The organism is Bradyrhizobium sp. S3.3.6 (genome assembly GCF_040546905.1).
Classification (GTDB): Bacteria; Pseudomonadota; Alphaproteobacteria; order Rhizobiales; family Xanthobacteraceae; genus Bradyrhizobium; species Bradyrhizobium cytisi.
This window is the reverse complement of the sequence record NZ_JBEPOT010000010.1, coordinates 208200-232017: the sequence shown is the minus strand read 5'-3', so window position 1 is coordinate 232017 and position 23818 is coordinate 208200. Positions and strand designations below refer to the sequence as shown.

Genomic DNA, 23818 nt, shown 5'->3' with positions numbered 1-23818 from the left:
TTACCGCAGTGGCTTCTTCAGCAGCGAGAAGCGGTCCGGATCGAGGCCCATCGAGGGCTGCAGCATCGGTGTCTCGGCCGGCGCCAGCGTCTTGGCCGGCGGCGCCTGGAACACCGGGTCGTTCGGGACGTCGCGCTGCGAGGTCGCACCGCGCCAGCGCTCGAGCACGGCACCGACGAAATGCATGTCGTGACCGGAGGTGACCGACGGCACGCTCGAGATGGTGGCTTCGCCGCGCGGCAATTGATGCGGCGGCACCTCCTTGAAGCGCAGCCGTGTCGGCAGTGCGACGCCTTCGCCGAACGCCAGCACCTCGCGGGTGCCGAGCGATGGCACGAAGGACAGCAAATTCGCAGCCGCATCCGACACCGCGGCGCGCAGCAGCGCCTGGTCGCGCTCGTTGGCAAGACGCATCGTGAACAGCGTGTTGCACTGGGAGATGATGGTGGCGTCGAGCTCGGCGGGGCGCTGCGTGATCAGGCCGAGATAGACGCCGTATTTGCGGCCTTCCTTGGCGATGCGCGACACCGCCTTGCGGGTCGGGCCGAAACCGACATTGCGGTCGGCTGAGGCATAGCGGTGGGCTTCCTCGCAGACGAACAGCATCGGCGAGACGCCGTCGCTCCACAGGCCGAAATCGAAGGCCATGCGGCAAAGAACCGAAACGACGGAATCGATGACCTCAGCCGGGAAGCCGGCGAGCTGCATCACCGTCATCGGCTTGCCGTTGGCGGGCAGGCGGAACAGATGGCTGATCACTTCGGCCATGGTGTCGCCGCCGACATTGGCGTTGTCGAACATGAAGGCGTAGCGCGGATCGTTGCGGACCGCCTCGATGCGCGAGATCAGCTTGTGATAGATGATGCGCGAGGACCGGTTTTCCAGCTTACCCATGCGCTCGTCGATCAGCGAGATCAGATCGACCAGGCGGTACGGCACCGGCGTATCGACGGTGAAGCCGATCTGCTTGGGATCGATGCGCTTCAGGCCGAGGCGATCGGTGTTCTGGTATTGCGTATAGATGCCCTTGGCGATCGGAATGACTTCGGCGAGGACGTCGAGCTCCTCGGGCACGCCGGCGCGGCCGCCGAACAGCACGTCGACGATTTCCTCGAAATTGAACAGCCAGAACGGCAGCTTCAGGTTTCGCGGGTTGAGCACCAGCGCGCGGTCGCCGAAGCAGCGGCCATATTCGTTGTGCACGTCGAGCAGGAAGATGCGCAGGTTGGGCCGCGCTTTCAGGATCTCGTTGAGCAGCAGCGATACGCCGGTGGATTTGCCGACGCCGGTCGACCCCAGCACCGCGAAATGCTTGGAGAGCATTTCCTCGATATCGACATAGGCGACGACGGAGCGGTCCTGCTGGAGGAAGCCGACATTGATCTGGTCCGAACCGGTCGGCGCGTAGATGGTGCGCAGCTCCTGGCTGGTGATCAGGTCGACGGAATCGCCGATGGTCGGATAGTTGGTGACGCCGCGCTGAAACTTGGCCTTGTCGGCGGCGTTGAGGATTTCGCCGAGCAGATCGACCGACGCGATCGCGATCAGATTGTCGGTGCTCGAGAGATTTTCGCAGGACACCTCGGCGATCATGGCGACGATGACCGAGCTGGCGCAGCGGATGCTGACGAAGCGGCCGACGGTGGCCCGAACCTCCGAGACCGGCATCTGGCTTGCGGCCAGAAGCCCGACCCGGGCGAGCGACCCGCGAACCGAAATCACGCGTCCAAAGGATGTCACGATGGATGAACCTGGAAAGTCCGAGGAGTTTAACGCCGACTATGCGAGGCGGGGCTGGACAAACGGTTAAACGGCAGGCGCGGGGGCTTTGTTAAATCTGCGACAATTCGGTTGGTAGGTTTGTTCCCAATGCATGCTCGTCGGCGAAATCGGCCGGGAAATGCTGCTTCGCGGGGCCTTCGGGCGCAGAAACGAATTAAGGAAGATTTTACCATTCGGGCAGTCCGTCCGCCATTCGGCGGGACGGCCGTTCACGGCGGCGACGGCGCTCGTCCCGGGCAGGGCACACCTTGGTTTGTTGACGAGACCTAATCATTTGTACATTAGTACAAATGAACCCAGCAGCCTCGGTGCCGCCCCGGCGCATGCGCCAATTGCACCTGGCGCCAGATTGCGCGATTCCGGGAGACGGATCGCAAGCCACATTTTGGAGGAACCCCATGCAGCCCGAACCGATCCTCGATCTCGCTCATCTCGGCCACATGGAGCTGCTGACGCCGAAGCCTGACGAGAGCCTGAAATTCTTCGTCGACGTCATGGGCATGACGGTCAGCGGGCAGAAGGGCGAGTCGGTCTACTTGCGCGGCTGGGACGATTACGAGCGCTATTCGCTGAAGCTGACGGCGTCGAAGACCTCAGGCATGGAGCACATGGCGCTGCGCGCGCGCAGCCAGCAGGCGCTGGAGCGTCGCGTCGCCGCGCTCAAAGGCTCGGGCTTCGACATCGGCTGGATCGACGGCGACATGGGGCAGGGGCCGACCTTTCGCTGCCGCGACCCCGACGGCCACATCGTCGAGCTCTATTACGAGACCGAATGGTATCAGGCGCCACCGGAGCTCAAACCCGCACTCAAGAACCAGGCGCAGCGCTTTCCCGCGCGCGGCGTCAATGTCCGCCGGCTCGATCATCTCAATTGCCTTGCCGTCGACATCAAGGCCAACCGCGAGTTCTTCGAGAACTATCTCGGCTGCCGTCTGACCGAGCAGATCGTGCTCAATGACGGCCGGGAAGCCGCGATGTGGCTGACCATGTCGAACAAGAGCTACGACTTCGCCTATTCGCTCGACCATTCCGGTACGCCCGGCCGCTTCCACCACGTCACCTACGCGCTCGACAGCCGCGAGGAGATTCTTCGCGCTGCAGATATCTTCCTGGAGAACGGCATTCACATCGAGACCGGCCCGCACAAGCATGCGATCCAGCAGACCTTCTTCCTCTATGTCTACGAGCCCGGCGGCAACCGCGTCGAAGTCGCCAACGCCGGCGCCCGCCTCATCCTTGCACCGGACTGGAAGCCGATCGTGTGGACCGAAGAAGAGCGCAAGAAGGGCCAGGCCTGGGGCCTGAAGACGATCGAATCCTTCCACACCCACGGCACGCCGCCGGTGGAAATGAAGAAGCACGCTTAATGTGTTGACGCACGGATGCGCGCGATCGTCTCGCGCACGCCGGTCCAGGCCGGCTTGTCCGGCGCGAACTGATTGCGCAGGAAGCTGACGAGCTCCTCGACCTGGCTGTCGCTCATGCTGCCCCTGAACGCCGGCATGTAGCCGAGGTCGCTCGATGCGGGCTCAGCGATGCCGTGCAGGATCACCTGCACGAGATTGTCCGATGTCGCACTGTGCAGATTGCTGTTGACCGCGAGCGAGGGACGGCTGCCGAACAGCGGCAGGCCGCCGACCTCGTGGCAGACGGCGCAGGCGCCCTGATAGAGCCGTGCGCCGCTGGACGAGGCGACGGTGACCTGCGTCGCGCGCTCCAGCCTCGCTGCCAGGGCGGGCGCGTCGGCCGTCGTGTCGTTGAACGAGCCGAGATAGACAGCCATCGCGCGGATGTCGGGGTCGGGCAGCGCTTTGAGATCCCTGACAACAGGCGCCATCGGCCCGGCGGCGACGCCGTGGTAGCGCGAATGGCCGGTGCGCAAATAGGCGAACAGCTCGTCCCCGCTCCATGGGATCGGCGCGTGGGAGAGCGAGGTCAGCGGCGGCGCCTCCCAGCCCTCGGCAGAGCCGCCGGCGAGATAGGCCTGGCGCTGCTCGGCGCCGAGCGCATTGCGCGGCGAATGGCAGCCGCTGCAATGTCCGAGGCTCTCGACCAGATAGGCACCGCGATTCCACTGTTCGGATTTGGCGGGATCTGGCTTGAACTCCTTGGTCTGGTGGAACAGCGCATTCCACCCCGCGAGCAGCGGGCGCAGATTGAAGGGGAAGGCCAGATTGTTCGCCGGAGCTCTCGCGCGCGCCGAGGGCTGCGCCATCAGATAGGCGTAGAGCGCCTGCATGTCGGCATCATCAGTCTTCGAGAAGTGCGTGTACGGGAAGGCGGGATAGAGCTGCCGTCCGTCGCGATGCAGCCCGTCGCGCATCGCGCGCTCGAAGGCGGGATAGGACCAGGCGCCGATGCCGGTCTCGACATCGGGCGTGATGTTGGTCGAATAAATCGTGCCGAACGGCGTCTCCAGTGCGCGACCACCGGCGTTGAGCACGCCCGTGAGGCTGGTGTGGCACTCCGCGCAATTGCCGAGGGCCGCAAGCTGCTGGCCGCGCGCGATTGTCGCGGCGGAATAGACTGATGCATCGGGCCGCGCGATCGGCGCAATGACGCGCCCGGGCAGAAGCGCCGCGCCGATGCCGATCGCGGCGGTGCAGACGGCCGCGATGGTCGCGAAAATGCCGACGCGTTTGGCGAAGGGATTTTCCCAGATGGCCGACGGCGGCTGCGCCGCGGGAGAAGGCAAGGCCTGCGGCGTCGCCGGCACGTCGCCCTGCAATCCCCGGAGGATACGTTCCGGCGTGAACGGCGGCTCGCGGAAGCGCACGCCGGTGGCATCGAAGATCGCGTTCGCGATCGCCGCCGCGCTCGGCACCGAGGCGGACTCGCCGACGCCGAGCGGCGGCTGGTCCGGCCGCGGCAGAATCAGCACGTCGATCTTGGGCACGTCGGGGAAGGGCATGATCGGATAGGCGCCCCATTCCCGCGCCGCCACTGCGCCGCGCTCGAACGAAACCTGCTCCATCAACGCGCGGCTGGTGGACTGGATGACGTTGCCGTGGATCTGGTGGCGCACGCCGTCCGGATTGATCATCAATCCGGAATCCTGTCCGGCGACGACGCGGGTGACGCTGACGTCGCCGGTAGTCTTATTCACCGCGACGTCGGCGACCCACGCCGACCAGGCTGCGCCATAGCCCGGAAATTTGCTGTGAACATAGAGCGCATAGGCAAAGCCGCGCCCGTGCACGACCTCGCCGTCTTTCTCCTCGCGGACCGGCCGCGGCGTCCAGCCCGCGCGCTCGGCCACCGCATGAACGAGATCGACGGCGCGCTGGTCTTTGAGATAGCGCAGGCGATATTCAATGGGATCGACACCGGCCTCGGTCGCGGCCTCGTCGATATAGGATTCATGCGCAAACGTGTTCGGCAGCGCCGAGACGCCGCGAAACCAGGACGCGCGCACGATCGGCGCCATGTCATGTGCGACAACGCGCATGTTGTCGTAATCATAGGGCGGGATCGCGGTGCGGTCGCCCATCTCGAGCGTGGCAGGTTCAGGCGAGATTCGGCCGGTCAGCAGTAGCGCGAGCGTCGGTGCCGCGTTCGACGGATAGCGCGTGGCGAGATCGTAACCGGCGATGCCGCCGTCGGCATCGAGGCCGCCGTTGACGTCGATGAGCTGCGCGGCGCCCTTGGGCTCCCAGGCGTGCTCCTGCTCGCGCGTCAACTGCACGCGCACAGGCCGGCCGACCGCGCGGGATAGCAACAGCGCGTCGGCGCTGACGTCGTCGGCGCAATTGCGGCCGTAGCAGCCGGCGGCCTCGAGCCGGATGATCTCGACCTCACTCTCCGGACGCTCGATGAGCAGAGCGAGATCGCTGCGCAGCAGGTGCGGATTCTGCGTGCCCGACCAGACGCGGACATTGCCATCCCGGAAATCTGCGACCGCGCAGGACGGGCCGATCGAGGCGTGCATCTGGTATGGCCAGACGTAGGTGCGCTGCATCGGCTTGGCCGCGCCTGATATCGCCGTATCGACGTCGCCCTTGTCGATCAGCGTGCGCGGCGTCGACGGATGGGCGCGTAGCGCGGTCTCGACATCGGCGAGATCGGCGAGCTCTGGCGTCGGCTTCCAGGTCACCGCGAGCTGTTCCGCCGCGCGAACAGCATTCTCCTCCCGCTCGGCGACCACGCCGACGAAATCGCCGATGCGGACGACGGCCACAAGGCCGGGGATGTGGCGCACGGAAGCTTCGTCAACCGCGATCAGGCTGGTGCCGACGAACGGGCCGGCATCGACGCCGGAGTAGGGCGGGCGCACCACGCGGCCGTGCAGCATGCCGGGCAAGCGAATGTCGTGGACGAAGGTCAGCTCGGCGGTGGCCTTGGCGGGAAGATCGACGCGCGGCAGCGACTGGCCGACGATGGCGTAGTCGCTGGCGGCCTTGACGGCGACGTCGTCGGCGAGTTCGAGGCGAATGGTCTCGCCGCCGATCAGCTCGCCATAGCTGACGCTGCGATTATGGCCGCGGACGAGGCCGTCTTCGATGCTGAGATCGGCAGCCGGGAGCTCCAGCCGCTCGGCCGCGCGCGCGATCAGGAAGTGGCGCGCCTGGGCTGCGGCCTTGCGCAGTGGGACGGCAGTGATCTGGATGGTCTCGCTCGCAATCGTCGCGCCCTGGTTCGGCACGATGGCGGTGTCGCCGAGCACCACGACCACACGCGCAAAGGAGACGTCGAGCTCTTCGGCGACGATCTGGCCGAGTGCGGTACGGATGCCGGTACCGAGATCGACATGGCCGTTATAGGCCGTGACCGACCCTTCTGCTGTGATGCGGACAAAGGTTTCGGACGTAACTTCGTCCACGGTGCGGACGACGACGAGCGAACCCCGCTCAGCTCCGTTCGAGAGAGGCGAGGCCATCAGTCACCGGCCTCGGCAAGCTGGCCCGATGCGCGCATCACGGCGCGCAGGATTTCGACGTGCGTGCCGCAGCGGCAGAGATTGTAGCGCAGCGCGGCGAGCGCTTCCCGCTCGGTTGGTTGCGGGTTGATCGCAAGCAGCGCCTTGGTGGTCATGATCATGCCGTTGAGGCAGTAGCCGCATTGCGCGGCCTGCTCGGCGATGAAGGCCTGTTGCACCACATCAGGCTTGTCGCGCGTTCCGAGCCCTTCGAGCGTGACTATGTCGCGCCCGGCGCAGCCGGCCACTGGAATGACGCAAGAGCGTGCGGCCGCGCCGTCGATCAGGACAGTGCAGGTGCCACATTCACCGAGGCCGCAACCATATTTTGGGCCGTTGAGGCCGAGATCATTGCGCAGCACATAGAGCAGCGGCGTCTGGCGCTCTGCCGTGACGTCGTGGATCCTGCCGTTCACGGTGAGGCGGATCGGTGCCTGCGTCATCCTCGTTCCCAAACCCTGCGATCGCAAAAATTGTACGTCGCGACGATACCGTTTGTACACAAACGTGCAAGCGGCCATGCCGCAGTGCAGCGCAGCTGCCCGCTTTGTGGACAAGGCAGGGAGGCAAATGAGGTTTTATTCGGCAGGCGCTCGTTTTCCTTCGCGGCGCCGCTTGACAGCACTCAGGACCGCGCGCAACATCGTTCGTATACGAATGATAACCGCCGCTGGCTTTGACATGGTGATGGAAACAACGAGCGCTGCCATCGACAAGATCCGCTGCGATGCCTGTCCAGTGATGTGCTACATCAAGCCGGGCGCGGCGGGCGCTTGCGACCGCTATGCCAATCACGACGGCAAGCTTGTCCGCGTCGATCCGCACATCATCCTCGAACGCACGGTTTCGCAGGGCGGCAAGCTCGTGCCGTTCAGCCGCACCGAAGACTGGGACGGCAAGATCGTCCATGAGCCCTCCACCTTCGTGACCGCGATCGGCGCGGGCACGACCTATCCCGATTACAAGCCAGCGCCGTTCATCGTCTCCTCCGAGATCGACGGCGTCGACATGGTGACCGTGGTCACCGAGGGCATCTTCTCCTATTGCGGCATCAAGGTGAAGATCGACACCGATCGCTATCTCGGCCCGGAAACCGCAACCGTGCGCGCGCAGGGCGAGGCGATAGGTCACGTCACAACCAGCGAATACGGCTCGCAGATGCTGTCGCTCGGCGGCGTGCATCATCTCACCGGCGGCTCCAAGAAGGAGGGCCGCGTCACCTGCGACACGTTGATGGACCTCGCCAATTGCAAGGCGGTGGAGCTCACCATCGACGGTGGCGCGAGCGTGGTGGTGCAGGCCGGCCGGCCCCCGATCGTCAATGGCGTGAAAGAAGAGCGCATGCGTGTCGGCTGCGGCTCAGCGACGATCGGCATGTTCGCCAAGCAATGGCACGGCAAGGTCGATGAAGTCGTCGTGGTCGATGACCACATCACCGGCGTGCTCAGCGAGCACCAGGCCGGCAAGCTGCTCGACATCGCCGATACCGGCATCAAGATGAAGGGCCGGCGCTCGACGCCCGGCCGCTATTTCCAGGTCGCCGATCCCGGCACCGGCTGGGGCGGCACTGACATCTCCGATCCGCTGGCGATTCTCGGCCCGTTCGATGCGAAGGAGGCCAAGCCCGGCCTCTCGATGCTGATGGTCTCCACGACCGGCGAGCATTCCTCTTACTACGTGCTCGACGAAACCTTGAAGCCGGTCGAAACGGAGATGCCTGATGACCTGAAATTCTCGGTCGAGCGCATCCAGGAGAATTGCGAGCCCGCGCTGTGCACCGTGCTGTTCATGGCCGGCGCGGGGGGGTCGTTGCGCGCCGGCGTCACCGACAATCCGGTGCGGCTGACGCGCTCGGTGAAGGACGCGTTGACGCGTGTCACCAGCGGCGGCGCGGCGGTCTATGTCTGGCCGGGCGGCGGCATCACCTACATGGTCGATGTGACGCAAATGCCGTCAGGCGCGTTCGGCTATGTGCCGACGCCGGCGGTGGTGGCGCCGATCGAGTTCACGATGAAATTGACCGACTATGCCGCGCTCGGCGGGCACATGGACTATGTGAAGCCGCTGTCCGAGGTGAGGGGCGGTGAGGATGTCCGTCAGCTGGCCTGGCAGAACCCGATCCCGGGACGGCGGGCATGACACGGCTCCCGCAAATCGCATTGCTGTCTGATGGCCGGCGGCTGCATTTGCAGGATGGACCGATTGATCTGATCGTCGAAGCGAGGGGGCGCGAGCACGAGGTGCGCGCGGCTTATGAGGCCGCAGTGCGCCGCCTCACCGGTCTGCTCGACGAGCTCTGTGCGGAATTGCCGGAACTGAGGGCTGGCGCCGAGAAGCTGACCTCGCTGAAGGGCGTGGTGGCGCGTCGGATGCACGCCGCTGTCGCGCCTCATGCCGCCGATTGTTTCATCACGCCGATGGCTGCGGTGGCAGGCAGCGTGGCCGAAGAGATTCTCGGCGCGATGCTGGACGCTGCGTCGCTCGACCGGGTCTACGTCAACAATGGCGGCGATATCGCGCTGCATCTCGGGCGGGGCGAGCATTTTTCGGTCGGGCTGATGGATCGGCCGGACCGCGACGGGGTGATGCGCACCATCAGGGTTGATGCGGATGATCCGGTGCGCGGTATCGCGACCAGCGGCCGCCACGGCCGCAGCTTTTCACTCGGCATCGCCGATGCGGTGACGGTGCTGGCGGCGACGGCGTCGCAAGCCGACGCGGCTGCGACGGTTATCGCAAATGCCGTCGATCTGCCGGGGCACCCCGCCATCGTCCGGCAACCCGCAAACGAGCTTCAGCCCGACAGCGATCTCGGTGCGCGTCTCGTTAGCCGTGCGGTCGGTGAATTGTCGCAGAGCGAGATCGTAACCGCGCTCGAATCTGGCGCGGAATGTGCACGGCAGTTATTCGATCGCGGACTGATCGAGGGTGCCGTGCTGCGGCTTTGTGGTGATATGCTTGTCATCGGAACCAGGGATATAGAAGAGCAGCGACCGCGTCCGCTTGCGCTGGAGAACGCGGACTGTGCCTGAACAGGGAAGCGAAGCATGAGCGCGATCATCCGCAAGATCGTCACCGTCGTCGAAGAGACGCAGATGGAGATGGGCCGCCAGGTTTCGCCGCCGACCCGGCGCGCCGCGGCGATTGCCGTGATCGAAAATCCCTTTGCCGGAAAATATGTCGAGGACCTGTCGCCGCTGATCGCGATCGGCGAGGAGCTCGGCGAGCTCCTGGCGAAACGCGCGGTCGCCGCACTCGGCATCGATGGTGCGAACGCGCAGAGCTACGGCAAGGCCGCGGCTGTCGGCGAAAACGGCGAGCTGGAGCACGCCGCCGCGATTCTCCACCCCAAGATGGGCGCGCCGGTGCGCAAAGTGCTGAGCAAGGGCGCGGCGCTGATTCCGTCGTCGAAGAAGCGCAGCGGTCCCGGCACGACGCTCGATATTCCGCTCGGCCACAAGGATGCGGCCTTCGTGCGCAGTCATTTCGACGGCATGGAAGTGCAGATCAACGACGCGCCGCGCGCCAACGAGATCATGGTCGCGGTCGCCGTCACCGACAGCGGCCGTCCGCTGCCGCGCGTCGGCGGGCTGACCGTTGCGGAGATCAAGGGCGAAGACGGTTTGAAATGAGGACGGTTCGGAGTGGCGGGCACAGCTTCTCCGGCATGATCGTGGTCGAGAGATAAAGTTCAAAACTGGAGGTTGGGATGCGAGCAACAAATTATTTCGTCGGCGCGGCCTTTGCGCTTCTGGCTGCCGGCATGGGTCATTCGGCCCTGGCGCAGGACATCAAGATCGGCGAAATCAACAGCTACTCGCTGCTGCCGTCCTTCACCGAGCCCTATCGCAAGGGCTGGCAGCTCGCCGTCGAAGAGATCAACGCGGCCGGCGGCATCAACGGCAAGAAGCTTGTCGTCATCTCCAAGGACGACGGCGGCAAGCCGGCCGATGCGCAGACCGCGGCCAACGAGCTCGTCTCCAGCGAGGGCGTCGCGATGCTGACGGGCACGTTCCTGTCAAACATCGGCCTCGCGGTCAGCGACTTCGCCAACCAGAAGAAGGTGTTCTTCCTCGCGGCCGAGCCGCTGACGGACGCCGTGACCTGGGCAAAGGGCAACAAGTACACCTTCCGCCTGCGTCCCTCCAACTACATGCAGGCCGCGATGCTGGTGGAAGCCGCCAGCAAGCTGCCGGCCAAGCGCTGGGCGACGATCGCGCCGAACTACGAATACGGCCAGTCGGCGGTGGCGGTGTTTAAGAAGCTGATGTCGGAGAAGCGCCCCGATATCCAGTGGGTCGACGAGCAGTGGCCGCCGCAGGGCAAGATCGACGCCGGCCCGGTGGTGCAGGCGGTGGCGCAGGCCAATCCGGAAGCCATCCTCAACGTCACTTTCGGCCCCGACCTCGTCAAGCTCGTCCGTGAAGGCAACACCCGCGGGCTCTTCAAGGGACGCGAGGTCGTGTCGTTCCTGACCGGCGAGCCCGAATATCTCGACCCGCTGAAGGAGGAGACGCCCGAGGGCTGGATCGTCACCGGCTATCCTTGGTACTCGATCAAGACGCCCGAGCATGACGCGTTCCTGAAGGCCTACCAGACCAAGTACAACGACTATCCGCGCCTCGGCTCGATCGTGGGCTACCAGACCATCAAGGCGGCTGCCGCCATCCTGGCCAAGGCCGGCTCGACCGATACCGACAAGATGATCGCAGCGGCCGAAGGTCTTTCGATGCCGTCGCCGTTCGGTGAGATCATCTTCCGCAAGATCGACCACCAGTCGACCCTCGGCGCCTTCGTCGGCAAGACCGCGCAGAAGGACGGCAAGGGCGTGATGGTCGACTTCTCCTACAAGAAGGGCTCGGACTATCTGCCTGGTGATGCCGAAGTCGAGAAGCTGCGGCCGAAGGATTGATCCCCCTTCTCCCTCGCCCCGCTTGCGGGGAGAGGGTCGGGGTGAGGGGGAGCCTCCGCGAGGGAGGTGACCGTCGAGTTCGCGGAGACTCCCCCTCACCCGAATTTGCGCGTTGCGCAAATTCGACCTCTCCCCGCAAGCGGGGAGAGGTGATGCAACACCAACCCGGACCGCCGATGGCCTTTTATGTCGTACAGTTTCTGACCGGTCTCGCCAGCGCAGCGTCGCTGTTCCTGGTGGCCTCGGGCCTGTCGATCATTTTTGGCGTGACGCGGATCGTGAATTTCGCGCATGGCGCCTTTTACATGATCGGCGCCTACATCGCTTTCACGCTGACCGAGCGCTTCTCAGGCGCGTTCGGCTTCTGGGGCGGCGTGCTCGTGGCGGCGCTCGCCGTGGCGCTGATCGGCGTCCTCGTCGAGATGGTGCTGCTCCGGCGGATCTATCATGCGCCCGAACTGTTCCAGCTCCTCGGTACCTTTGGCCTGACCCTGATGGTCGAGGATCTCGTGGTGCTGATCTGGGGCCCCGACGATCTCGTCGGCCGCCGCGCGCCGGGCTTCAAGGGCGCGGTCGATTTCTTCGGCCAGAACATCCCGAGCTATGATCTGTTCCTGATCGCGCTCGGGCCGGTCGTGCTCGGCATCCTCTGGCTGCTGTTCCAGCGCACGCGCTGGGGCGTGCTGGTGCGCGCGGCGACGCAGGACCGCGACATGGTCGCAGCGCTCGGCGTCAACCAGAAATGGCTGTTCACCTCAGTGTTCGCGGTCGGCGTCTTCCTGGCTGCGTTGGGCGGCGCCCTCCAGATCCCGCGCGATGCCGTGCATCACGCCATGGATTTACGCATCATCGTCGAGGTCTTCGTCGTGGTCGTGATCGGTGGGCTCGGCAGCATCATCGGCGCCTTCGTTGCGGCCGTGCTCGTGTCCGAGCTGAACGCCTTCGGCATCCTCATCTTCCCGAAGATCTCGATCATCCTGGTCTTCCTGGTGATGGCGGTGGTGCTGATCGTCCGTCCGTGGGGCCTGTTCGGCAAGCCGGAGGCGGCTGCGCGCAAGACGCCGGGTCTCACCGTCAATCCCTGGCGGCCGCTGACGTCGAACGAGCGGTTGGCGGCGCTCGCAGCCCTCGTCATCGCGGCGACGTTGCCGCTGTTCGCCGGCAATTACGCACTCACCGTCGGCTCCGAGATCGCGATCTTCGTGATCTTCGCCGTCAGCCTGCACTTCCTGATGTCGGTCGGCGGGCTTGCGTCGTTTGGCCATGCGGCCTATTTCGGCCTCGGCGCCTATGGCGTCGCCTTCCTCGCCAAGATGGCGGGGCTGCCGATGATCGTCTGTCTCTTGCTCGGACCGCTGCTCGGCTGCATGGGCGCCGCGGTATTCGGCTTCTTCGCGGTGCAGCTCTCCGGCGTCTATTTCGCCATGCTGACACTCGCCTTTGCACAGATCGTGTGGTCGATCGCGTTCCAGTGGGTGAGTGTGACCGGCGGCGACAACGGTATTTTGAGCATCTGGCCGGAGAAATGGGCGGCGAGCCCGTCGCATTTCTACTGGCTGGCACTCGGTGTCGCGGCGCTCGTGACCATTGCGCTCCGGATCGCGGTGTTCTCGCCGTTCGGCTATGCGCTCCGCGCCACGCGCGACTCGGTGCTGCGCAGCGAGGCGGTCGGCATCAACGCCAAGCGCATCCAGTGGACCGCGTTCGTGATTGCGGGCACCACCGCCGGCATCGGCGGCGCGCTGTTCGCCTACCTCAAGGGCAGCGTCTTCCCGGATAATCTCGGCATCTCGCTCTCGGTCGATGCGCTGGTCATGGTGCTGCTCGGCGGCGTCGAGACGGTGTCGGGCGGGGTGATCGGCGCCATCGTCTACAAGGCGCTGAACATCTGGCTGGTGAGCCAGACCGATCTGTCAAAACTGGTGCTCGGCGGCTTCATTGTGCTGATCGTCGTCGTCTTCCCCAAGGGCATTGTCGGCATGCTGGAGCTGCTGGCGCAGCGGCGCAGGAAGTCATCGCCGCCGGGATCTTCCCTGTTGGCCAAGCCGATCGAGTCCACCGAATGAGCGCCGCACCCCCACTTCTCGCGGTCGAAGGCCTGACCAAATCCTACGGCGGCATCCACGCCGTGCGCGGCGTCTCGTTCTCTCTGCGTGCCGGCGAAATTCTGGCGTTGATCGGCCCGAACGGTGCGGGCAAGAGCACCTGCTTCGATATGCTCAACGGCCAGAACAAGCCTGATACCGGCCATGTCCGCCTGCTCGGCGAGGAAACCACCGGCAAGAGGCCGCGCGAGATCTGGCGCATGGGCGTTGGACGCACCTTCCAGATCACGGCCACTTTCGCCACCATGACCGTACGCGAGAACGTCCAGGTCGCGCTGATCTCGCACAGCAAGCAGCTGTTCAATCTCTGGGGCTCGGCGCCGAATCTCGATCGCGGCGAGGCCGGACGGCTGCTCGAGCTCGTCGGCATGAGTGGTTACGCGGATCGACCCTGCGGCGAGCTTGCCTATGGTGACCTCAAGCGGCTCGAGCTCGCGGTCGCGCTCGCCAACCAGCCGAAACTGCTCTTGATGGACGAGCCGACCGCCGGCATGGCGCCGCGCGAGCGCGTCGAGCTGATGCGGCTCACGGCTCAAATCGCGGGGGAAAAATCGATCGGCGTGCTCTTCACCGAGCACGACATGGACGTGGTGTTCGAGCATGCCGACCGCATCATCGTGCTGAATCGAGGGACGTTGATCGCCGAAGGCTCGCCGGCCGAGGTGCGGGGCAATCCGCAAGTGCAGGCGATCTATCTCGGCGAGGGCCTGCTTTACGAGAGCGGGCATCGCGAGGGAGCTTCCGCATGAAGCTCACGGTGCAGGATCTCAACAGCCATTACGGCCCGGCGCATATCCTGTTCGACATCGGTTTCGAGGTCGGCGAGGGCGAGGTGGTGGCGCTGCTCGGGCGCAACGGCGCCGGCAAGTCGACCACGTTCCGCTCGATCGTCGGCCTCGTCGCGCAACGAACCGGCCGAATCACGTTCGAGGGCAAGGACGTCTCGGCACGCCCGACGCATGAGATCGTGCGCGAAGGCCTCGGCTATGTGCCGGAAGAGCGGCGCATCTTCACCGATCTGACGGTGGAAGAGAATCTCGAAGTCGGTCGCCAGCCGAAGCGCCCGAATGCGCCGTACTGGACCCGCGAAAAGCTGTTCACGCTGTTTCCGAATCTCGGCGAGATGAAGGGGCGTCCCGGTGGCCGCATGAGCGGTGGCGAGCAGCAGATGCTGACGATCGCACGCACGCTGATGGGCAATCCGTCGCTGGTGCTGCTGGACGAGCCCTCGGAAGGCCTGTCGCCGAAAATCGTGGAGCAGATGGTCGATGCCATCCTGACCATGAAGAAGGAGGGCGTCAGCATCGTCGTCTCCGAGCAGAATTTGCACTTTGCGCGGTTGATTTCCGATCGCGCCTATATCATCGAGCGCGGCCGCATCTGCTTTGGCGGGACCATGGCCGAGCTCGATGCGCGTCCGGATATCCGCGACGCGCATCTGTCGTTGTGAGAGGCGGGGAGCGGATGGCGAGAAGCGTTACGGCAAAGAAGAGCCTGAAGCAGGGCAAGCCGCCTTACGTGCTCGACGAACAGGTCGGCTTCATCCTGCGCCAGGTCTGGCAGCGCCACAGCTCGATTTTCTCCCGCGACATCGGCACCAATCTGACGCCGACGCAATGGGCGGCGCTGTCAAAGCTCGCCGAGACCGGGCCGTGCTCGCAGAACCAGCTCGGACGGCTCACGGCGATGGACGTCGCGACCATCAAGGGCGTGATCGATCGCCTCACGGTCCGCGGCTTGACCGAGACGAGCCAGGATCCCGAGGATGGGCGGCGCCTGCTTGTGAGCCTGACGCGCGCCGGTCAGCAGCTTGCGGAAAAGCTAGCGCCGAATGCGATTGCGATCACCCGCGAGACGCTGGCGCCGCTGGACGCGAAAGAGCGCGAGCTGCTGATGGGGCTTCTCAATAAGCTGAGGTGAAGCCAGTCTCGTAGGGTGGGCAAAGGCGCAAAGCGCCGTGCCCACCATCCTTCATCGCTTTGCAGGCGCGGTGGTGGGCACGCTTCGCTTTGCCCACCCTACTGCACCGTCTCGCCAGCCTACTTCGCCACCACCTCCGGCACTCTCCCCGCCGGCGGCGTGTTGCGGCTGCGTTGCGTGCGCACGATGCCATCGATGATGGTCATGCCGATGCCGGGGAGGTCGCCGAGCTGGACGCTCTCCAGAATGGTCTTGCCGGGCGAGTGCTGCGCCTTGTCCATGATGACGAAATCGGCGGAGCGGCCGACCTCGATCAGGCCGCAATCGAGCTGCCGCATCCGCGCGGTGTTGCCGGTGGCCAGGCAAAACGCGATCTCGGCCGGCAGATCGCCGAGCGAGGACAGCATCGAGACCATGCGTAGAATGCCGAGCGGCTGCACGCCGGAGCCGGCCGGCGCGTCGGTGCCGAGGACGACGCGATGCAGATCGCCCATCTCGCGCGCAATGCGCAGCGTGAATAGCGCCGAGCGCTCGTTGCCGTTGTGCACGAGCTCGAGGCCGCGCTTGCAGCCTTCACAGATGCAGCGGATCTGATCGTCGGGGAGTGCGGTGTGGCCGCCGTTGATATGGCCGACCACGTCGGTGTCGGCCTCCAGCACCACGTCCTTGTCGATCAGGCCGGAGCCGGGGATCGAGGGGCCGCCGGTGTGGATGGTGCTCTGGATGCCGTATTTGCGCGCCCAGCCAACCATCTTTCGCGCGGTCGGACCGTCCTTGACGCCGCCAAGGCCAACTTCGCCGAGCAGCTTGACGCCGGCCGCGGCCAGCTCCTTGAAATCCTCCTCGACCATCTCGCATTCGATCACGGGGGCACCGGCGTGAACCTTCACGCCGCCGGGCCGCAGATTCCAGAATGCGCGCTGGGCGAAGATCGCCATCGCCTTCAGCCCGACGACGTCGCGCGGGCGACCGGGCATGTGAACCTCGCCGGCGGAAATCATCGTGGTGACGCCGCCATGCAGGTTGCTGTCGATCCAGCCGATCTGGTTCTGCCGCGGCGTCCAGTCGCCCGCGACGGGGTGGACGTGGCTGTCAATCAGGCCCGGCGCCACCGTGGTGCCGTTGGCCTCGACGATGGTGGTCGCATCGTCCGTGTTGAGGTCCTTGAAACGGCCGATCGCGGTGATCTTGCCGTTCTCGGCGACGATGGTGTCGCCGTCCAGGATCGGCTTTTCCATCGCGCCGGACAGGATCAGGCCGATATTTCGGATCACGAGCTTCGAGGGTCCGGTGGCCTGGGGTGCGTCATGCGCCATGGAAGGGGCTCCTTATTCCTAACTGCAACGCTTTCGATCTTGGGCAGCCTTGACCGCGGGATCAAGTCGGATTATTCATTTGTGTACGAATGATTGTGTACTAATGACGCATAGCTGACCGGCCTCGAAAAACCGCATTGGAAGCGACAGGGAAGGTGAGATGAGCAATTTCAATCAGGAAAGCGTTTTGAGCGTCCATCACTGGACCGACACGCTGTTCTCCTTCAAGACCACCCGCAGCCCGACCTTCCGTTTCCGCAACGGCGAGTTCACCATGATCGGGCTCAAGGTCGGCGAGAAGCCGCTGCTGCGGGCCTACAGCGTCGCCAGCGCCAATTACGAGGACACCCTCGAATTCTTCTCGATCAAGGTGGTGGACGGCCCGCTGACCTCGCGGCTCCAGCACTTGAAGGAAGGCGACGAGATCATCGTCAGCCGCAAGGCGACCGGCACGCTTGTCATCGACAATCTCGAAGAGGGCCGCAATCTCTATCTCATCGGCACAGGCACGGGTCTTGCGCCGTTCCTTAGCGTGATCAAGGATCCCGAGACCTACGAGCGGTTCGAGAAGGTCGTGCTGCTGCACGGCTGCCGCCACGTCAAGGAGCTCGCCTATGGCGAGATGATCACCGAGCACCTGCCGAAGGACGAGATGCTCGGCGAGTACATCCAGAACCAGCTTATCTACTACCCGACCGTGACGCGCGATCCCTTCCGCAACCGCGGCCGCATCACCGATCTTATCACCTCGGGCAAGCTGTTTGCCGATATCGGCCTGCCGGGGCTTGAGGCCGCCCATGACCGCGTCATGATCTGCGGCAGCCCGGCGCTGGTCGCCGACACCCGCATGCTGCTCGGCGAGCGCGGATTCGCCGAAGGTAACCACGGTGAGCCGGCCCAGTTCGTGGTCGAAAAGGCCTTCGCTGAGCGCTAGACGCGGAAGTTTCGCGCAATAAGACCGCATTTTCGCCGCCGCACGGGCGTTGCGGCGCCGATTCGGCGCGCGATACACTGTGGGAGCGAATCAGCGGAGTTCCCACATGGTTGCGGACAGCGACAGCAACATCGCCTGGCACCGGGTTCAGTTGAAGAAGAACCGCGCCGAGCTGAAGGCGCTCGAAACCGCGCGCTTCATGATGGGCGAGATCGCGTCCTCGAAGCGCGATGGCCAAACCCAGAAGTCGATCGCCGACCTCAAGCGCAAGATCGCGCAATCCGAACGCGCCATTGCCGACCACGACAAGCGCACGCGCCGTCCGCTCGGCACTGACGTGCAAAGCCTGAGCAATGGCAGCTGGAGCCATTGGGACGCCTATACCAACCAGCAGCAGCGCAAGGCCGGGCCGCGCTCGCCGGGGCGTGGTTAGTCCCGCTGCCCAAAAAGCCGGTTCCCGCCCTTGCGCCTGCGGCGTCGCTCACCATCTCGTTGACGCGCCACCAACCAGTTCGGTGATCCCATGTTCGGTGATCCCATATTCGTTCGGTGATCCCATGACACCGCGACTCGATTTCACCAGCGAGGCCTTCTTTCGCGATCCGCCCAAGGCCATCGCGGCCCTGCGGGCGTCCGGCCCTGTCGTCGCGACGCGCTTTCCGCTTGTCGGCGACGTCTGGATCACCACAACCCACGATGCGACCGCGCAGGTGCTGAAGGACAGCACGATCTTCACGCTGCGCAAGGAAGATGGCGACGTTGCCGGCTTGCGCTGGTGGATGCCGGGGCTGGTCAGGACCATCGCCAACAACATGCTGACGATGGACGAGCCGGATCACACACGGCTGCGCAGCATCGTGGACGAAGCCTTTCGCCGCCGCGCCATCGTTGCGATGGAGCCACGCATCCGTGCCATCGCGGATGGCCTGGCCGATGAGCTGTTTGCGAACGGCAGCCCTGCCGATCTCGTTCAGAGCTATGCGCGCATCCTGCCGCTCTCGGTGATCTCCGAGCTGCTCGGTCTGCCGATGGCCGATCGCCCGCGCTTCATCGCCTGGGCCAATGCGATGTCCTCGCTGACGAACGTCGTCAGCTTCTTTCGTCTGCTGCTCGCGTTCCGCAAGATGCGCTTCTATCTCGAACAGCAATTGCAGATCGCGCGCGAGCGGGGCGGCGAGGGCCTGATTGCCGAGCTGGTCCAGGTCGAGCGCGAGGGCGGTGAGATCACGCCGGACGAAATGGTCTCGATGGTGTTCCTGCTGCTCGCGGCGGGCTCGGAGACCACCACGCATCTCATCAGCGGCTCGGTTTACGAGCTGCTTAGGAATCTAGGATTGCGTGACTGGCTGGAAGAGGACTGGAGCCGCGTCGGGCTCGCGGTTGAGGAATTTTTGCGTTTCGTCTCGCCGGTGCAGTTTTCAAAACCGCGCTATGTGCGGCGGGACGTTGAGCTGGAAGGCGTCCGCCTGAGCAAAGGCGATCGCGTCATGGTCATGCTCGCGGCGGCGAACATGGACCCGGCGGTGCACGACAAGCCGGCGCGGCTCGATCTCGAACGCAAGCCCAACCGCCACATGTCCTTCGGCACGGGAATCCATTTCTGCCTCGGCCATCAGCTTGCGCGGATCGAGGCGGCTTGCGCGCTGGAGGCACTGTTCGTGCGATGGCCGAAATTGGGTCTGGCCGTCGATCCCGCGCAGGTCCGCTGGCGCAGGCGTCCGGGCCTTCGTGCCATTGCGCGACTTCCTGTCGCGGCAGACGGCCGCGGAACGCATGTGGCTGCCGCGCAAATGGTGCCTGAGCGTTCCCTCGCGCAAGCGGACTGACCCGAGTCTTTCGAGAAACCGCCAGACTGGCCAGTTCCACCGGTCGAGCGCGGAACCTGCGTACGACGATACAGGATTCGTCGGAGCCAAAGCGAACGTCGCACCAGGCCTGGAAACCTTCTGTACAACGGCCGCGTTATCCATGGAGCTCGCAAGATCATAGAGGTGCAATCATGCAAGTTCGGGAAATCATGACGCCGTCGGTGCATATTGCAGATCCCAACATGACCATCCGCGAAGCCGCACGTTGGATGCGGGCCGACAACGTCGGCGCGCTTCCGGTCGGCGAAAACGGTCGTCTGGTCGGCATGATCACAGATAGAGACATAGTCATGCGTGCGGTCGCTGAGGAGCGATCAGCCGGCAACACCTCGGTTCGTGAGGTGATGTCGGAGGGCGTTTGCTATTGCTTCGAGGACGACGACGTGGAAGGCGCCTCGCAACAGATGGCGACACATCAGGTCCGACGCCTGCCGGTGCTCAACCGGCAAAAGCGTCTGGTTGGCGTCGTCGCGCTGGCCGACATCAGCAGGACTGATGACGAATGCGCGCAGGATGCGTTGAAGGACATTTCCGCGCCCACCGACATGGCGCGACTTTGAAACCAGTGCGCGAAATCAGTTTCGCCGCACCATTTTCGCAAGAGGCCGACATGACCAGCAAAATGCCACCAGTGCCAAATGCCAATCAAAGCCGAAAGGGAACCGGGGACGACAAACGGACGCCCCCAGACCAGGTGCCGCTCGGTCAGCAGCGCGTGCAGAATCCGAACCAGCAGGGTCAGCAGGGCAACATCAAGCAGAACACGACCAATCAGGGCTACCAGCAGGACCGCTAAGGAGGCTGCATTCCCATGTCGACATCCACCAAGACACCAAACACCATTCGTCAGGGCGGGCCCGGCGCTTCGCACGAGAACGCGAAGGCGCCGCTAGAGATTAAGAAACCACCGGCGGACGACCCGCACCGGCAGCACAGCCGGGTGTCGGGCGGCGGCGGTGAGCATGATTCCCATCACCGGCATGATTCCGCCGGCAAGGGAGGAGGCAGGTGATCCATGAGCAGCAAGCAACCGAAACTGTACACTCCAACCAGCAAGGACATGCGCGAAAATCCCCTAATCGGTGGATCGAAGGGAACGAACATGGCCGGTACTTCGCCTGACGATCTGGAAGACGCGATGGGCGAGAACACGATCGAAGGCGACGTCGAGAATGATGTCACCATTGGCGGTGGTATCGACAAGGACGTCGCGCGCAGTGGCTCACCACGTAGAGGCCGGTGAGAGGAATTGGAGATCGAGATGCAAGGCAAGAAAACCCATGAACAACAGGTCCGCATCCTCGAGCGCAAGACCGATGCACCCGATCGGCGCCAGCTCGAGCAGGCCATTGGCCACAATCCGGAGGACACGAGGGTTCATCGTCCCAGACCGGAGGCGCGGCATAGCGAGTTTGCGGTGAGTCGCGGCGGCCTCAACCAGGAGAGCGATCACAACAAGCACAACAATCCGGGGCAGAGCGGCCATAAGCCGCCCAAGCCTTCACCGCAGCAGCAGAAACACTGAGCTTCGGGGGCGAGCATTTCAAGAGGGTAAGCCGATGCCAGGTGGACGTGGCAGCAAGACGCATTTCAGAGCGGGCATGCATGGCAAGGGCGACGGTACCGGTGCCCTCGCCGATATAGCGAAGGACAAGATCGGCGACAACGAGGTCCTGTCCAATCGCGACAAGGCGCAGCATTCCGACATCAGAGGCATGGATAGCAAATTCATCCAGACCGAGCAGTATCAGGATCACGCAGCCAATCGCCTTGGACATGACCTTGGACATGACGAGGAGCCTACGAACGATTGATCCACGTGGAGAAGCGTCCTCCCGTCCAACTGCGGACCCGATCACCCGGTCCGCTTTTTTGGTGTGGCGAGGTCGCGCTCCCAGCCGAATACTGAACGACCATCGAGCTCAGGCGAAGCCGCGCGCTCGCCGGCGATGAAGGCCTCAACCGACGGCCCCTGCGCGGTGCGCTCGAGCCGCCGCGCTTGGTCGTCGAGGCGCTTGATCGCCTGCATCTCCTCCTCGCGCCCGAGCTTGGCGTTTTCGATCGCGCCCTTCAGCACGCGGATGGTCTCGTCATAGACCTTGATCGGGACGGGGTAGGGATGCCGGTCCTTGCCGCCATGAGCGAGCGAGAAGCGCGCCGGGTCCTTGAAGCGATAGGGTGCGCCGTGCACGACTTCCGCGACCATCGCCAGCGACCGCACGGTGCGCGCGCCGACACCCGGCGTCAGCAACAGCTCGGGGAAGTCGACCGGGCCGCGCTCGGCGGCAGCTGCCAGCGTGCCATGCAGGCGGCGCGCGAACACGTCCTTCGGCCTGACATCATGGTGCGCGGGCATGATCAGATGCGGCAGCATCGCCTGCGCCGGCTCGGGCTGAGTCCCGGTGAGCCGCTCGAACTCCTTGAGAATGCGATCGGGGCCGAGGTCGGTCAGCAGCTCGAGCTGCGCATGGCGCGAGACGTCGGCGCGATGGTCGGTGAGATTGACGATCTCGCCTTGCTGCGGGCCGTCGATCGCGCTGTGCGGGGCCTCGACGAAACTCTTCAGCGCTTCCGAGTGCCAATGATAACGCCGGGCCTGGCGTTTGTCGCCGTTCATTCCCTGCTGCACGACGGTCCACTTGCCGTCGGCTGTGACGAAGAAGCCGTGGAGATAGAGATCAAAGCCGTCCTGCACGGCGGCGCTGTCGACTTTCGCCACCAGCCGGCTGGCGCGCGTGAGCTTTGCGCCGTCGAAGCCGATGCGGTCGCCGAGCTGCATCAGCTCGTCCGGTGTCTTGCGCGAATGCTGGCCGCGACCGCCGCAGACATAGATGCCGAGCTCGTCCTGAAGCGGGCCGAGCCCGCGCTTCAGTGCACCGATCACGGAGGTGGTTATCCCTGAGGAGTGCCAGTCCATCCCCATCACGGCGCCGAACGACTGGAACCAGAACGGATGCGACAGCCGCTGCAGGAATGCATCGCGGCCGTAATGATGCACCACCGCCTGCGTGACAATCGCGCCGAGCGAGGCCATGCGGCTCGCCAGCCATGGCGGAACCCGCCCGGTGTGGAGGGGAAGATCGGCGCTGCCGGTTCGTCTGGTCATGAGTGGCCCAAGCTAGCCCAGTTCGGCGACGGTTGCATCAGGGGAATGCTGTTGCATGGGACGGGGAAGCGGAGCGAGCTGGACAGCGTTGAGCGGGCTATCCGCGACGAGATGCCGGAAGCCCTGCTGCGCGAACGCGCGCAATTGAGCGGTGCGGTCCTGCCTATTGAGCCTTCGTCGCGCGGCGTAAGCCCGCCTGCTGCTGGATCGTATCCAAGGCGCCGGACGACTGCTCCTCTGCGACGAAGCTGTTGAGCAGCGGGAGCGCGCTCTCACGTCCCTTGGGGATCGCGATGGCCATGTGCTCGGCGCCCCAATTGCCGTCGAGGATCTTTGCGCCCGGCATCTGGTCGGACATCTCGAATAGCGTCGGCTTGTTGGTGGCGTAGAGATCGATCTCGCCGCGGCCGAACATGGCGATGGCGATCTTGACGCTCTCGGCAGGAACGATGGTTGCGTTCTTGAACTTTGCCGGCAACGTCCGCTCGGAGGTCGAGCCCTTGGTGACGCCGATCTTCACGCCCGGCTTGTCGATATCCTCGATCTTGCCGATCGGGGAATTCACTGGAACGAGATAGCCGAGCTCGATCGCCAGCACGGGCTGGCTGAAGCTGACCTCGTTGGCGCGGGCCGGGGTGGCGTTGGTCACGGTGAAATCGACCTGGCCGTCGTGGATCGCGGTGACGATGTCGGCGACACGCTGGAACCTGACATAGTCGATGGGAACGCCGAGCCGGTTCGCCAGCTCTCCGCCGAGATCGTAGGCGAGGCCGTGCGGCTTGCCGGCTGCATCTGTGACCATCGAGGTCGGGCTGCCCGGATAGATGCCGACGCGCAACGTGCCGCTCGGCGCCAGCAGTTTTGCTTCCCCGTCGGCGTGCGCGAGCGCGCCGAACATGCTGACGACTGCGATTGCGAGCACGGCGCCGCGTGCAACGTGCCCAGAAGAAGTCCTCATGT

At 64.6% G+C, this 23818-nt stretch carries 24 protein-coding genes; 18 read left to right on the top strand and 6 right to left on the bottom strand.

The genetic code is table 11. The features are described from left to right. Positions 1-1740, bottom strand: a complete 1740-nt coding sequence (locus ABID59_RS26635) for an ATP-binding protein (RefSeq protein ID WP_354085360.1) — start codon at positions 1738-1740, stop codon at positions 1-3. A 440-nt stretch (positions 1741-2180) separates the two neighbouring features. Here ABID59_RS26635 and ABID59_RS26630 point away from each other — a divergent pair, with 440 nt between their 5' ends. Beyond that, complete coding sequence (locus tag ABID59_RS26630) at positions 2181-3149, top strand: catechol 2,3-dioxygenase (RefSeq protein ID WP_354085359.1); 969 nt, start codon at positions 2181-2183, stop codon at positions 3147-3149. On the opposite strand, the gene ABID59_RS26625 is transcribed toward ABID59_RS26630, so the two are convergent. Both ABID59_RS26625 and ABID59_RS26620 read right to left on the bottom strand, forming a co-directional pair. Continuing rightward, a complete protein-coding gene (locus tag ABID59_RS26625) occupies positions 3146-6658 on the bottom strand; it encodes a molybdopterin cofactor-binding domain-containing protein (RefSeq protein ID WP_354085358.1) in 3513 nt (1170 codons plus the stop codon). The genes ABID59_RS26630 and ABID59_RS26625 overlap by 4 nt on opposite strands. Further along, the gene (locus ABID59_RS26620) at positions 6658-7140 is read right to left on the bottom strand and encodes a (2Fe-2S)-binding protein (RefSeq protein ID WP_354085357.1); all 483 of its coding nucleotides are present in this window, start codon (positions 7138-7140) and stop codon (positions 6658-6660) included. The genes ABID59_RS26625 and ABID59_RS26620 overlap by 1 nt, the downstream gene beginning before the upstream one ends. A gap of 238 nt (positions 7141-7378) precedes the next feature. Here ABID59_RS26620 and ABID59_RS26615 point away from each other — a divergent pair, with 238 nt between their 5' ends. The 8 genes from ABID59_RS26615 (at position 7379) to ABID59_RS26580 (ending at position 15634) form a co-directional block, all read left to right on the top strand. After that, positions 7379-8836, top strand: coding sequence for a 6-hydroxynicotinate reductase (locus ABID59_RS26615; protein ID WP_354085356.1), 1458 nt, complete (start codon positions 7379-7381; stop codon positions 8834-8836). Beyond that, the gene (locus ABID59_RS26610; RefSeq protein ID WP_354085355.1) at positions 8833-9729 is read left to right on the top strand and encodes a UPF0280 family protein; all 897 of its coding nucleotides are present in this window, start codon (positions 8833-8835) and stop codon (positions 9727-9729) included. The genes ABID59_RS26615 and ABID59_RS26610 overlap by 4 nt, the downstream gene beginning before the upstream one ends. 15 nt (positions 9730-9744) lie before the next feature. Then, complete coding sequence (locus ABID59_RS26605; RefSeq protein ID WP_354085354.1) at positions 9745-10329, top strand: amino acid synthesis family protein; 585 nt, start codon at positions 9745-9747, stop codon at positions 10327-10329. Positions 10330-10406: 77 nt separating this feature from the next. Next, on the top strand, positions 10407-11609 hold the full coding sequence (locus ABID59_RS26600) for an ABC transporter substrate-binding protein (protein WP_354085353.1): 1203 nt from the start codon (positions 10407-10409) through the stop codon (positions 11607-11609). 176 nt (positions 11610-11785) lie between these two features. After that, positions 11786-13675 carry an ABC transporter permease gene (locus ABID59_RS26595; protein WP_354085407.1) on the top strand — a complete coding sequence of 630 codons (1890 nt, stop codon included), beginning with the start codon at positions 11786-11788 and terminating at the stop codon, positions 13673-13675. Then, entirely contained in the window at positions 13672-14463 is a 792-nt protein-coding gene (locus ABID59_RS26590) for an ABC transporter ATP-binding protein (RefSeq protein WP_354085352.1), read from the top strand. Before ABID59_RS26595 ends, ABID59_RS26590 begins: the two co-directional genes overlap by 4 nt. Continuing rightward, positions 14460-15164 carry an ABC transporter ATP-binding protein gene (locus ABID59_RS26585; RefSeq protein WP_148771386.1) on the top strand — a complete coding sequence of 235 codons (705 nt, stop codon included), beginning with the start codon at positions 14460-14462 and terminating at the stop codon, positions 15162-15164. The genes ABID59_RS26590 and ABID59_RS26585 overlap by 4 nt, the downstream gene beginning before the upstream one ends. 14 nt (positions 15165-15178) lie before the next feature. Next, on the top strand, positions 15179-15634 hold the full coding sequence (locus tag ABID59_RS26580) for a MarR family winged helix-turn-helix transcriptional regulator (protein ID WP_354033903.1): 456 nt from the start codon (positions 15179-15181) through the stop codon (positions 15632-15634). A gap of 119 nt (positions 15635-15753) precedes the next feature. Here ABID59_RS26580 and ABID59_RS26575 read toward each other — a convergent pair whose 3' ends face one another. Then, positions 15754-16950, bottom strand: a complete 1197-nt coding sequence (locus ABID59_RS26575; protein ID WP_354085351.1) for an amidohydrolase family protein — start codon at positions 16948-16950, stop codon at positions 15754-15756. Between the two features lie 160 nt (positions 16951-17110). Here ABID59_RS26575 and ABID59_RS26570 point away from each other — a divergent pair, with 160 nt between their 5' ends. The 9 genes from ABID59_RS26570 (at position 17111) to ABID59_RS26530 (ending at position 21566) form a co-directional block, all read left to right on the top strand. Further along, entirely contained in the window at positions 17111-17884 is a 774-nt protein-coding gene (locus ABID59_RS26570) for a ferredoxin--NADP reductase (RefSeq protein WP_354085350.1), read from the top strand. Positions 17885-17990: 106 nt separating this feature from the next. After that, a complete protein-coding gene (locus tag ABID59_RS26565) occupies positions 17991-18317 on the top strand; it encodes a hypothetical protein (RefSeq protein ID WP_148749361.1) in 327 nt (108 codons plus the stop codon). A 124-nt stretch (positions 18318-18441) separates the two neighbouring features. Beyond that, positions 18442-19710 (top strand): cytochrome P450, encoded by a 1269-nt coding sequence (locus tag ABID59_RS26560; protein ID WP_354085349.1) that lies wholly within the window; start codon positions 18442-18444, stop codon positions 19708-19710. Between the two features lie 191 nt (positions 19711-19901). Next, positions 19902-20312 carry a CBS domain-containing protein gene (locus tag ABID59_RS26555; protein WP_354085348.1) on the top strand — a complete coding sequence of 137 codons (411 nt, stop codon included), beginning with the start codon at positions 19902-19904 and terminating at the stop codon, positions 20310-20312. 50 nt (positions 20313-20362) lie between these two features. Beyond that, positions 20363-20548 carry a hypothetical protein gene (locus ABID59_RS26550; RefSeq protein WP_354085347.1) on the top strand — a complete coding sequence of 62 codons (186 nt, stop codon included), beginning with the start codon at positions 20363-20365 and terminating at the stop codon, positions 20546-20548. Between the two features lie 15 nt (positions 20549-20563). Then, positions 20564-20764: a hypothetical protein gene (locus ABID59_RS26545; protein ID WP_354085346.1), complete on the top strand. Its 201-nt coding sequence runs from the start codon at positions 20564-20566 to the stop codon at positions 20762-20764. Positions 20765-20767: 3 nt separating this feature from the next. Beyond that, positions 20768-20995 (top strand): hypothetical protein, encoded by a 228-nt coding sequence (locus tag ABID59_RS26540; protein WP_148749366.1) that lies wholly within the window; start codon positions 20768-20770, stop codon positions 20993-20995. Positions 20996-21013: 18 nt separating this feature from the next. Beyond that, positions 21014-21277, top strand: coding sequence for a hypothetical protein (locus ABID59_RS26535; RefSeq protein ID WP_148749475.1), 264 nt, complete (start codon positions 21014-21016; stop codon positions 21275-21277). 34 nt (positions 21278-21311) lie between these two features. Further along, positions 21312-21566: a hypothetical protein gene (locus ABID59_RS26530; protein ID WP_354085345.1), complete on the top strand. Its 255-nt coding sequence runs from the start codon at positions 21312-21314 to the stop codon at positions 21564-21566. 41 nt (positions 21567-21607) lie between these two features. Here the strand turns inward: ABID59_RS26530 and ABID59_RS26525 are convergent, their stop codons facing one another. Both ABID59_RS26525 and ABID59_RS26520 read right to left on the bottom strand, forming a co-directional pair. Then, positions 21608-22858 carry a DUF763 domain-containing protein gene (locus ABID59_RS26525; RefSeq protein WP_354033919.1) on the bottom strand — a complete coding sequence of 417 codons (1251 nt, stop codon included), beginning with the start codon at positions 22856-22858 and terminating at the stop codon, positions 21608-21610. Positions 22859-23021: 163 nt separating this feature from the next. Next, a complete protein-coding gene (locus ABID59_RS26520) occupies positions 23022-23816 on the bottom strand; it encodes an ABC transporter substrate-binding protein (RefSeq protein ID WP_354085344.1) in 795 nt (264 codons plus the stop codon). Positions 23817-23818 lie beyond the last annotated feature (2 nt).

Bases quoted from the DNA above. Each gene is read 5' to 3' on its own strand.
- ABID59_RS26570 (WP_354085350.1), top strand. From the start codon at position 17,111: ATGAGCAATTTCAATCAGGAAAGCGTTTTGAGCGTCCATCACTGGACC.
- ABID59_RS26525 (WP_354033919.1), bottom strand. From the start codon at position 22,858: ATGACCAGACGAACCGGCAGCGCCGATCTTCCCCTCCACACCGGGCGG.
- ABID59_RS26565 (WP_148749361.1), top strand. From the start codon at position 17,991: ATGGTTGCGGACAGCGACAGCAACATCGCCTGGCACCGGGTTCAGTTG.
- ABID59_RS26620 (WP_354085357.1), bottom strand. From the start codon at position 7,140: ATGACGCAGGCACCGATCCGCCTCACCGTGAACGGCAGGATCCACGAC.
- ABID59_RS26580 (WP_354033903.1), top strand. From the start codon at position 15,179: ATGGCGAGAAGCGTTACGGCAAAGAAGAGCCTGAAGCAGGGCAAGCCG.
- ABID59_RS26610 (WP_354085355.1), top strand. From the start codon at position 8,833: ATGACACGGCTCCCGCAAATCGCATTGCTGTCTGATGGCCGGCGGCTG.
- ABID59_RS26520 (WP_354085344.1), bottom strand. From the start codon at position 23,816: ATGAGGACTTCTTCTGGGCACGTTGCACGCGGCGCCGTGCTCGCAATC.
- ABID59_RS26540 (WP_148749366.1), top strand. From the start codon at position 20,768: ATGAGCAGCAAGCAACCGAAACTGTACACTCCAACCAGCAAGGACATG.
- ABID59_RS26600 (WP_354085353.1), top strand. From the start codon at position 10,407: ATGCGAGCAACAAATTATTTCGTCGGCGCGGCCTTTGCGCTTCTGGCT.
- ABID59_RS26590 (WP_354085352.1), top strand. From the start codon at position 13,672: ATGAGCGCCGCACCCCCACTTCTCGCGGTCGAAGGCCTGACCAAATCC.
- ABID59_RS26530 (WP_354085345.1), top strand. From the start codon at position 21,312: ATGCCAGGTGGACGTGGCAGCAAGACGCATTTCAGAGCGGGCATGCAT.
- ABID59_RS26550 (WP_354085347.1), top strand. From the start codon at position 20,363: ATGACCAGCAAAATGCCACCAGTGCCAAATGCCAATCAAAGCCGAAAG.
- ABID59_RS26625 (WP_354085358.1), bottom strand. From the start codon at position 6,658: ATGGCCTCGCCTCTCTCGAACGGAGCTGAGCGGGGTTCGCTCGTCGTC.
- ABID59_RS26595 (WP_354085407.1), top strand. From the start codon at position 11,786: ATGGCCTTTTATGTCGTACAGTTTCTGACCGGTCTCGCCAGCGCAGCG.
- ABID59_RS26575 (WP_354085351.1), bottom strand. From the start codon at position 16,950: ATGGCGCATGACGCACCCCAGGCCACCGGACCCTCGAAGCTCGTGATC.
- ABID59_RS26535 (WP_148749475.1), top strand. From the start codon at position 21,014: ATGCAAGGCAAGAAAACCCATGAACAACAGGTCCGCATCCTCGAGCGC.
- ABID59_RS26560 (WP_354085349.1), top strand. From the start codon at position 18,442: ATGACACCGCGACTCGATTTCACCAGCGAGGCCTTCTTTCGCGATCCG.
- ABID59_RS26630 (WP_354085359.1), top strand. From the start codon at position 2,181: ATGCAGCCCGAACCGATCCTCGATCTCGCTCATCTCGGCCACATGGAG.
- ABID59_RS26605 (WP_354085354.1), top strand. From the start codon at position 9,745: ATGAGCGCGATCATCCGCAAGATCGTCACCGTCGTCGAAGAGACGCAG.
- ABID59_RS26555 (WP_354085348.1), top strand. From the start codon at position 19,902: ATGACGCCGTCGGTGCATATTGCAGATCCCAACATGACCATCCGCGAA.
- ABID59_RS26585 (WP_148771386.1), top strand. From the start codon at position 14,460: ATGAAGCTCACGGTGCAGGATCTCAACAGCCATTACGGCCCGGCGCAT.
- ABID59_RS26545 (WP_354085346.1), top strand. From the start codon at position 20,564: ATGTCGACATCCACCAAGACACCAAACACCATTCGTCAGGGCGGGCCC.
- ABID59_RS26615 (WP_354085356.1), top strand. From the start codon at position 7,379: ATGGTGATGGAAACAACGAGCGCTGCCATCGACAAGATCCGCTGCGAT.